The 9,483-nt window shown below is 46.0% G+C and carries 8 protein-coding genes; 4 read left to right on the plus strand and 4 right to left on the minus strand.

The window, feature by feature from the left end; translation table 11 throughout:
* Positions 1–593: 593 nt before the first annotated feature.
* Positions 594–1,373 carry an aminotransferase class IV gene (locus Q0R35_RS13755; protein WP_295619218.1) on the minus strand — a complete coding sequence of 260 codons (780 nt, stop codon included), beginning with the start codon at positions 1,371–1,373 and terminating at the stop codon, positions 594–596.
* Positions 1,374–1,378: 5 nt separating this feature from the next.
* On the opposite strand from Q0R35_RS13755, the gene Q0R35_RS13760 reads away from it, so the two are divergent.
* From Q0R35_RS13760 to Q0R35_RS13770, 3 genes are read left to right on the plus strand one after another with little or no spacing between them, the layout of a single operon-like run.
* A complete protein-coding gene (locus Q0R35_RS13760) occupies positions 1,379–1,930 on the plus strand; it encodes a Uma2 family endonuclease (protein ID WP_295619221.1) in 552 nt (183 codons plus the stop codon).
* 37 nt (positions 1,931–1,967) lie between these two features.
* Positions 1,968–2,822 carry a carboxylating nicotinate-nucleotide diphosphorylase gene (gene nadC, locus Q0R35_RS13765; protein WP_295619224.1) on the plus strand — a complete coding sequence of 285 codons (855 nt, stop codon included), beginning with the start codon at positions 1,968–1,970 and terminating at the stop codon, positions 2,820–2,822.
* Positions 2,823–2,881: 59 nt separating this feature from the next.
* The gene (locus Q0R35_RS13770; RefSeq protein ID WP_295619227.1) at positions 2,882–3,694 is read left to right on the plus strand and encodes an SDR family oxidoreductase; all 813 of its coding nucleotides are present in this window, start codon (positions 2,882–2,884) and stop codon (positions 3,692–3,694) included.
* Between the two features lie 314 nt (positions 3,695–4,008).
* On the opposite strand, the gene accC is transcribed toward Q0R35_RS13770, so the two are convergent.
* Positions 4,009–5,364: an acetyl-CoA carboxylase biotin carboxylase subunit gene (gene accC, locus Q0R35_RS13775; protein ID WP_295619230.1), complete on the minus strand. Its 1,356-nt coding sequence runs from the start codon at positions 5,362–5,364 to the stop codon at positions 4,009–4,011.
* Positions 5,365–5,514: 150 nt separating this feature from the next.
* Between accC and Q0R35_RS13780 the strand changes: the two genes are divergently transcribed.
* Positions 5,515–6,072, plus strand: a complete 558-nt coding sequence (locus tag Q0R35_RS13780) for a GNAT family N-acetyltransferase (RefSeq protein ID WP_295619233.1) — start codon at positions 5,515–5,517, stop codon at positions 6,070–6,072.
* 137 nt (positions 6,073–6,209) lie between these two features.
* Here Q0R35_RS13780 and malQ read toward each other — a convergent pair whose 3' ends face one another.
* Together malQ and trpB are read right to left on the minus strand one after the other, a co-directional pair.
* Complete coding sequence (malQ, locus tag Q0R35_RS13785) at positions 6,210–7,718, minus strand: 4-alpha-glucanotransferase (RefSeq protein WP_295619237.1); 1,509 nt, start codon at positions 7,716–7,718, stop codon at positions 6,210–6,212.
* A gap of 165 nt (positions 7,719–7,883) precedes the next feature.
* The gene (gene trpB, locus Q0R35_RS13790) at positions 7,884–9,128 is read right to left on the minus strand and encodes a tryptophan synthase subunit beta (RefSeq protein WP_295619239.1); all 1,245 of its coding nucleotides are present in this window, start codon (positions 9,126–9,128) and stop codon (positions 7,884–7,886) included.
* Positions 9,129–9,483 lie beyond the last annotated feature (355 nt).

The following is a 9,483-nucleotide window of genomic DNA, read 5'->3' on the forward strand; positions in this document are numbered from 1 at the left end:
CCTATATTAGTATTTTGGGACTGGTAACCCTTGACGGGATCGACATTAATCGATCGCTCAACCGTCGTTTCCGCCAGTTACACGCCATCGATAATTTAGTGTATTTTATCTTTCTATTAACTTATGTTAACCTTTCTCTCATTTTATTGATAGGGGGATGTCGATAATTTTTGCGATCGGCGATCCGGAGGAGAACATGGGTATTGAGCCTTATCTTCTAGTTTACCCACGAGAGCGATCGCGATCTGAATCGGGATCGGGTGGATTACCGAATTAACGTGAGTTCGGGATAAGAAAAGCCAGTCTGCTTCGTTCTACCACCGCCCTGAACTAAAAGTGTTTCGTTCCGAAAGGCTACGCCAACGGGCTAATAGTTCAAGTTCTCTGAAGAGAACTACTAGATTAATTAGTTCGTTTTAACGAACTTTTGCTATTAGCCCATGCTTGGTGCATTTTCATGGACGGGGAACCCGTCCGAAAATGCATCCGCAAATTTATTTGAGGGCGGTGCCGAAACGAAGCTAGGAGTCATCGCTCGGAAATCCTTATCCCGACATCATTAAGACTCGACCAATCTATCATTGCTTCAAAAATTATGGATGTTGGATTGTATACTTTAGAATACCCATGAGAGTGATGACAGTATGAATTGGGATAAAATGAACGACAGAATTACTATAGCCGATCGCTTCTAAATCTTTTACCCATTCTAGATTCCAGTCGATTTCTAAGACTTTCTGGTTTCGCTGTTGGAGTGCAGCTATTAGTTGCGATCGCGCGATTCCTGGTAAAATTCCGGCACCGAGCGGGGGTGTATACCAACAGCCATCGCGGTAACCCCACAGATTTCCGGTAGTGGTTTCGAGCCAGTCGCCGCGATCGTTTGTCAGGATTGCTTCTTGAATATTGTGATTTCGCGCCTGTTGGAGAGCTAACCAGGGGGCTAGATAATTACCTGTTTTGTGTTGAGGGAGCGATCGCGTGAACTTTCGATCGGCAATAATTACTGTTACCCCTAGTTGTTGCCAAGTAGCTAATTGAGGCGGTAGCTCTCGCCCAGTAATTAATTCTCGTCCGTTGGGAAAGATCGTAATTCGCAGTACGGAAAAATGTGGCGTTAAGCTGTCTACGCCCGATCGAACTCGCTTCCAATCCGGCTGACACCAGCCTAAATCGATGATACTCGATCGCAGTCGATCGCCATGTAAATTGTAAACAGCCAAAGCGTCAGTTCTCAAAGTTGTAAAAACTGTTGCGCCGTATAACAATCCCGGTTCGTTAATATCTAACTCGATGGTTTGAGACTCGATCGATCGCCCACAGTACCAATACATACCACCTACTTGCTCAAATAGTGAAGAATTCGAGGACATCAGCGATGACACTTACTACCGCCAAATGGACGATCTCCGAATATCATCAATTAGTCGAAACAGGGATACTGGACGATAAACGAGTAGAGTTATTAGAAGGAATCATTGTAGATATGCCTCCAGAGGTAATACCTCATGCAGTCTATTGTACTGAGTCAGTTGAATATCTCAGCATCTTACTAGCAAATCGAGCCAAAGTTCGCGAAGGTCATCCGGTTACACTACCAAATAACTCCGAGCCAGAGCCAGATATTGCGATCGTTCGCACCCCCAGTCATCAATATCTAACACACCATCCCTATCCCGCCGATATTTTCTGGCTGATTGAATATGCTAACACCACGCTGAAAAAAGATCTCAACGACAAAAAGCGAGTGTATGCTGAAGCTGGGATTGAGGAATATTGGGTAGTAAACTTACAAACTCCCGAATTAATTGTATTCCGCGATCGGGCGATCGATACTTACGAATCTGAGACTAGATTGGCAACTGGAAATATTTCACCATTGTCCTTCCCCGATCTCCAGATTAATGTCAGCAAGCTGTTCACCATTTAGATCCTGTTCTTACCGCTATCCCCTTCTTAACCTCTAAATGACTCCGATACCCCCTTGGATCGTCCTCGACTCCCACCTCATTCAATGGCTCCAAGAAGATATCGGTAGAGGAGATCGCAGCACCCAAGGCTTACCCAACGTCGATCGAATTGCTACAGCTACCTGGATTGCCAAGGAAACGGGGGTAGTTGCCGCATTACCGATAGCTAAAAGAGTTTTTGAGCTGTTGAATCCTGAAGCTAAATTTCAGCCCCTAGCCGCTGAAGGAACCGCCTGTGTGCCTGGGCAATCGATCGCCGAAATAACTGCGGATTTAGCTACTTTATTAATGGGCGAACGGACGGCTTTAAATTTAGCAATGCGGCTCAGTGGCATTGCGACAGCCACTCGCACCTATGTAAATTGCATTGCCGATTTACCCGCTCGATTAGTCGATACTCGCAAAACTACCCCCGGTTTGCGCCTGCTCGAAAAATATGCAACCACCGTCGGCGGAGGTGTCAATCACCGCGTCGGGTTAGATGATGCCGTGATGATTAAAGATAATCATATTGCAGCAGCGGGCGGAATTACTGCCGCGATCGAGGGGATTCGATTACAGATGCCTTATCCACTGACGATCGAAGTCGAAACCGAATCATTAGCGCAAGTTAAAGAAGCGATCGAATGTCATGCCGATATTATTATGCTCGATAATATGCACCCAGATTTAATGCGTCAAGCTGTGGCAGTAATTAGAACGGCTAACCCCAGAATTAAAATCGAAGCATCAGGTAATATTACCCTAACCACCATTCGCCAAGTCGCCGAAACTGGCGTAGATTATATCTCTACTAGCGCACCAATTACCCGATCGCACTGGCTAGATTTGAGTATGCGGATTCGCACCTAGCGATATTTTGAAATCTCTCAACTAATCGATCGTAAATTTAAATTACCGAGCTATTTACCATGAGCAAAACAGTATTAATTACGGGAGCATCCACCGGGATTGGTAGAGCTACCGCCCAACTATTTCAACAGCAAGGCTGGAACGTGGTTGCAACAATGCGATCGCCCAAAAAATCTCCCGAACTCAGTGATTTACCAAATGTACTGTGTTTACCATTAGATGTTACTAAATCAGATACAATTCAAGCAGCAATCGATCGGGCAATTTCTGAATTTGGAACGATCGACGTATTAATCAATAATGCGGGATATGCCTTAATTGGTGCCTTTGAAGCCTGCGATATGGCTGATATTCGGGGTCAATTCGAGACTAATGTATTTGGGCTAATGGAAGTAACCCGCGCCATTTTGCCGCATTTTCGGCTCCGCCAGCAAGGAATATTAGTTAATGTCGCTTCGATCGGCGGTAGGATAGCCTTTCCAATTTATAGCCCTTATCATGCCACTAAATGGGCGGTAGATGGCTTTTCGGAATCATTACAGTACGAATTGCGCCAGTTTAATATCAAAGTCAAAATTATCGAACCTGGAGCCATTAAAACCGACTTTTACAGCCGATCGATTTCAGTCGCTCAGAGAGCTGGATTGACTGTGTATAATGACTACATTCAAAAAACATTACCCAAAATGAATCGCGCTGGCGAAAATGGTTCGCCGCCAGAACTTACTGCAAAAGTTATCTATCAAGCTGCAACCGATGGGAGTTGGAAATTGCGATACCCTGCGGGCGGTAATGCTAGTTTTATTCTCGGATTGCGAAAGTTGCTCCCCGATGCTTGGTTTACCGCTCTGATGCGACGCGGTATTGAATAGGGGATCTCCGGAATGCCGAGAGTTGAGCGTGTTGGGTTTCATTCTTCAACCCAACCTACAGATCTTATTCCTCCCTCTGCGTCCTCTGCGTCTCTGCGGTTGAAATCACACCAAAATCGCATCTTACAAATGATTTAAAACTGCTATGGCGATCCCAAATCATTTTCAAATTAATCAGTGATGTTTTTAACCGCAGAGGCGCGTGAAGAGCGCAGAAAAAGAAAGAAGATCGGATAGATTCTCATTTAGGATTGCTATACATAATTAAATCTAACTAATTCCATCGTCAAAGTTCATCATCTCGATCTCAAAAGTTATAGTCCATCTTTAGACATCATTTGCTCGACAAAATTAGTATATACTTCCCCTTTAATAAAATCGGGATGTTCTAGAATGCGCTGATGAAAATTAATCGTTGTCGGTACGCCCGTAATTGCATACTCGCGGAGGGCGCGACGCATCCGCCGAATTGCCGTATCGCGATCTACTCCCCAGACGATTAATTTGCCAATTAGAGAGTCGTAAAAGGGGGGAATCTCGTAATCGGTATAGACGTGAGAATCGATCCGCACTCCTGGGCCGCCTGGAGCCAGATAACCAGTAATTTTACCAGGACATGGGCGGAAATTATGGTCGGGATCTTCGGCGTTGACGCGACATTCGATCGAGTGCCCTTTTAATACTACTTGTTCTTGCGTGAAAGATAGTTTTTCACCTTGGGCAACGCGAATTTGCTCGGCAATTAAGTCTAGTCCCGTAATCATTTCAGTGACGGGATGCTCGACTTGAATCCGAGTATTCATTTCCATAAAGTAGAAATCGCCATGCTTATCGAGCAGGAATTCTACAGTCCCGACTCCAGCATAATCGATCGATTTAGCGGCGGCGATTGCGGCTGCACCCATTTTCTGGCGGAGTTCGGGGGTTAGTGCTGGGCTGGGGGCTTCTTCTAGCAGCTTCTGGTGGCGGCGTTGAATCGAGCAATCGCGTTCGCCTAGATAGACGACGTTGCCATAGTTATCGGCGAGAATCTGAAATTCGATATGGCGGGGACATTCGATAAATTTTTCGACGTATACGCCCCCATTGCCAAATGCGGCTTCAGCTTCGCCTTGTGCGGCGTGATAGAGCCGTACTAAGTCTGCTTCTTCTCGCACCAGCCGCATTCCTCTCCCGCCGCCGCCAGCGGTAGCTTTAAGCATGACTGGGTAACCGATTTCACCCGCAATTTTGAGTGCTGCTTCGGCATCGGCTAATAATCCATCGCTACCGGGTACCGTCGGGACTCCAACTCGTTTCATCGTATCCTTAGCGGTAGATTTGTCGCCCATCGATCGCATGGCGGCTGGTGAAGGGCCGATAAAGGTAAGATGATGGTCGGCACAGATTTCGGCAAATCGGGCGTTTTCCGCCAAAAATCCATAGCCGGGATGAATGGCTGTCGCATTCCGCGTCAGAGCGGCGGAGATAATATTAGGAATATTGAGATAACTTTTACTGCCAATTGGTTCGCCGATACACACGGCTTCATCTGCTAATTGTACGTGCAGGGCTTTGCGATCGATCGTCGAATGCACGGCAACTGTCCCAATCCCCATCTCGCCACAGGTACGAATAATTCTCAGAGCGATTTCGCCCCGATTGGCTATTAAGATTTTAGAAAATGACATTATGATAAAAATTCCTAACTTCTGAAGATGGGGATGGTGACAGATTTTATTTTCAGGCTCATGACTCAGTATATACAAAGTGGTGAGTCTGTTATCATTTCATCCCATTCACAACCAGGATCGATCTACAAACTTATATCGTCTACACAAATGGATATTCAGATTCGCCTCGCTTGTCTAGAAGATATTCCCCATTTAGAAAGTTTAATGTGCGAATCTGTGAGAACGTTACAAGTCAACTACTACACTCCAGCCCAGATTGACGGAGCACTAGGAAGCGTGTTTGCTATCGATAGTCAATTAATCAAGGATAGAACCTATTTCATCGCCCAGAGTGACCGTCAGATTGTCGGCTGTGGTGGCTGGAGTAAACGTGCAACTGCTTATGGTGGAGATTCGAGCGAGACAGGTACAGAGGAAAGGTTACTCGATCCTAGCCTTGATGCTGCCAAGATTCGCGCATTCTTCGTTCATCCGGCATGGGCGCGCAGGGGCATCGGCAGTCAAATTATGAGACAGTGTGAGGTAGCTGCATTAGCGGCTGGATTTCAAACGATTCAGATCGTGGCGAAGTTAGCTGGCGAACCTTTGTATTCTAGGTTTGGCTATCGGACGATCGATCGATTTGAAATTTCGCTACCAAATAACTATACGTTGCCTGTTGTGAGGATGTTCAAAGAATTTCATTTAAACCTGCCCTCCCCATAAATAATCGACCGTATGTTATCTTTCACTACAAACTACTGTGTTGCTGATATCAAGCATCAACTTCGCTTATCAATCCTAAAATGCAGGGTAGGGGTAATTCACGAATTACCCCTACCCTGCATTTTAGGTCGGATTTGCTAATTAGATTTAGAAGACACACTGCGACCGCAGATTGTTGTTAAATCTTTTAATTTTGTAGCTAGTGGCTCATTAAGAACCATCGAATTGTATCGCCATTCCCAATTTCCCTCAGCTACGCCGGGAAAATTCATCCGCGCGGCACCACCCAATCCTAAGATATCTTGGAGGGGGAAAATTGCCGTACTTGCTACTGAAGTCATTGCCAACCGGATTGCATCCCAATGCACTCCATCTTTACAAATTCCACCTGCATATAACAAGAATCGATCGCGTTCGACACCGCTTAATTTCTCGAACCAGCCAACAGTTGTATCATTATCGTGGGTACCCGTGTACACCACAAAATTTTGTCCGTGATTGAATGGTAAAAATGGATTTTCGTTATCCGAGCCAAAGGCGAATTGAATAATCTTCATCCCTGGGAAGTTATAACCATCTCGCAATGCTTCAACATCGGGAGTAATTACGCCCAAATCTTCGGCTAGTATTGGTAGATGTCCCCATTTTTGCTGAATTGTCGAGAATAGATCGTTGCCTGGAGCCTTAATCCATCGTCCATTCATAGCAGTAGTTTCGCCTTTTTCTACCGCCCAAAATGCTTGAAAACCGCGAAAGTGATCTACCCGAATGACATCGACCAATTTCAGTAACGATTCAAATCTTTGAATCCACCAATTAAATTGGGTATCTGCTAATTTTTGCCAGTTGTAAACGGGGTTGCCCCACAATTGTCCAGTTTCGCTAAAGTAATCGGGTGGAACGCCAGCCATCAGTGCGACTTCGCCTGTTTCGGGATCGAGTTCAAATAACTCTTGATTCGACCAAACATCCGCACTATCATGTGCGACGTAAATGGGAATATCGCCGATGATTTCGACATTGCGATCGTTAGCATATTTTTTAAGAGCCGACCACTGTTCAAAGAATTGGAATTGAATAAACTTGTGGTAAGAAATTTGGTTTCTTAAAGTATTTTGCCAGTGAATCAGGGCAAGTGGTTCGCGCTTGACTAAATCTGGCTCCCATAGATACCAGCTTTTGCAATCGTGGGCTTCGCGCAATGCCATAAATAAGGCATAATCATCCAACCAATAAACCTGACCTTGACAAAAATTATCAAAATTAGTTTTTTGGTCGTTATCTGCAAAATTTTGAAACCGATCGAAGGCAATCTGAAATAGTTTATGCTTAACTGCGATCGCTTTGTCAAAATCGACGCGATGAGTTGGGAAATCTGGGATATTTTCTAAATCTGTAGCAGCCAGTAATCCGGCTTCTAAGAGTTTAACCGGACTAATTAAAAATGGGTTGCCTGCGATCGCCGAATAACACATATAGGGCGAATTACCATAACCTGTCGGCCCTAATGGTAAAATCTGCCAATATTTCTGATTGGCATCGTGCAAAAAGTCAATAAACCGATACGCATCTTCACCTAAATCGCCAATTCCAAAGGGGCTAGGTAGTGAGGTGGGGTGCAGAAGAATGCCGCTGGAGCGAGTCATAGATTAGGGGGGAGAGATGAGAGATGGGAGTTGGGAGTTGGGAGACTAAGAATGTGGGGGTGTGGGATGTGTAGGGAGTATGGAAAATACCAGACGCTTGCGTCTTAAATACTTAAAATCTCGATCGAGTCTAACTTCTCCCAACTCCCATCTCCCATCTCCCGTCTAGAATTTCAATACTTTAGCAACAGTCTGGACATCTTTGTCACCGCGTCCCGAACAATTGATGACAATTTTGGGACTACCAGAAAGTTGAGGACATAGAGTTTCTAGATAGGCGATCGCATGGGATGTTTCGAGTGCGGGTATAATGCCTTCTAACTTGGATAATAGCTGGAACGCGACCAGAGCTTGAGCATCGGTGACGCTATAATATTCAGCTCGTCCCAAGTCTTTGAGATAGCTATGTTCTGGCCCTACCCCAGGATAGTCTAATCCGGCACTAATCGAATGGGCTTCGGTAACTTGCCCGTCGTTATCTTGCAATAGATAGCTCATCGCCCCGTGCAATACTCCCGGACGACCTTTGGTGAGGGTGGCGGCATGTTTATCGGTATCGACTCCTTCACCAGCAGCTTCGACTCCAATCAGACGAACGCTTGGTTCTTTAACAAATTCGTGGAATAGTCCCATTGCATTAGAACCGCCGCCGATACACGCGAGGAGAATATCTGGTAAACCGCCCCATTTTTCGAGTGATTGAGTTCGAGTTTCTACGCCGATAATTGCATGAAAATCGCGAACTATCATCGGGTAAGGATGCGGGCCAGCAACCGATCCGAGGATATAATGAGTAGTCTCAACATTCGTCACCCAGTCGCGAATCGCTTCAGAAGTAGCATCTTTGAGCGTTCCCGTTCCCGCCGCTACCGGACGTACTTCAGCACCCAGCAATTGCATCCGAAACACGTTCAGTTCTTGGCGTTTCATATCTTCCACGCCCATAAAAATGACGCAATCTAGCCCGAACCGAGCGCAGACGGTGGCGGTGGCTACGCCATGTTGTCCCGCGCCCGTTTCGGCGATGACTCGTTGCTTGCCCATCCGTTTGGCAAGCAGGACTTGAGCTAGAGCGTTATTAATCTTGTGGGCACCAGTATGATTTAAGTCTTCCCGCTTGAGGTAAATTTGGGCACCAGTACCATCGGGACGCGCGTAACGTTCGGTGAGGCGTTCGGCAAAATAGAGGGGGCTGGGTCGGCCGACATAGTCGCGGAGCAGTCCGTTAAGCTGCCGATGGAATTCAGGATCTTGAGTGTGGCGGCGGTATTCAGCTTCAAATTCCAGGAGTGCTGGCATCAGCGTTTCGGGCACGTATTTCCCCCCAAATTTGCCAAACCGACCGAGACTGTCTGGCTGTTGAAGCGGTAACTGACGATTTTGGCTAGGTGAGAGCGGCGTTTGGGTCATGAGGTTGTGGGTGGGGATGGCTGGTAAAGCTCGATCGTGGCAGGGCACTCGCCGTACTAATTGTAGCTTGTATAGCTAGCAATCGAAGCTGAAACTAATTAGTTCGACTATTATATCGCTGCTCGCTTGCCGCTATCCATAGTTCTTAGCAAGGGGGCAACGATCGTTTTCAGCGTTGCTGCCTTCAGGTTGTTGACGACAGAATGCGAATTCCAGCAGTTTTATTTTTAAAAACTACCCTCAGTTCCAATACTTCTCGTTTAAGAACTGCTGGCGACTGAAGTCGTTGCTAGAAGTTCTATCGGTAGCAACTTAGGTTGGGAGCTTGCAATTTAATAAACTACCAGTGGGTTTA

Origin of the sequence: Chamaesiphon sp. GL140_3_metabinner_50, from assembly GCF_025361915.1 — a bacterium.
Lineage (GTDB): Bacteria > Cyanobacteriota > Cyanobacteriia > Cyanobacteriales > Chamaesiphonaceae > Chamaesiphon.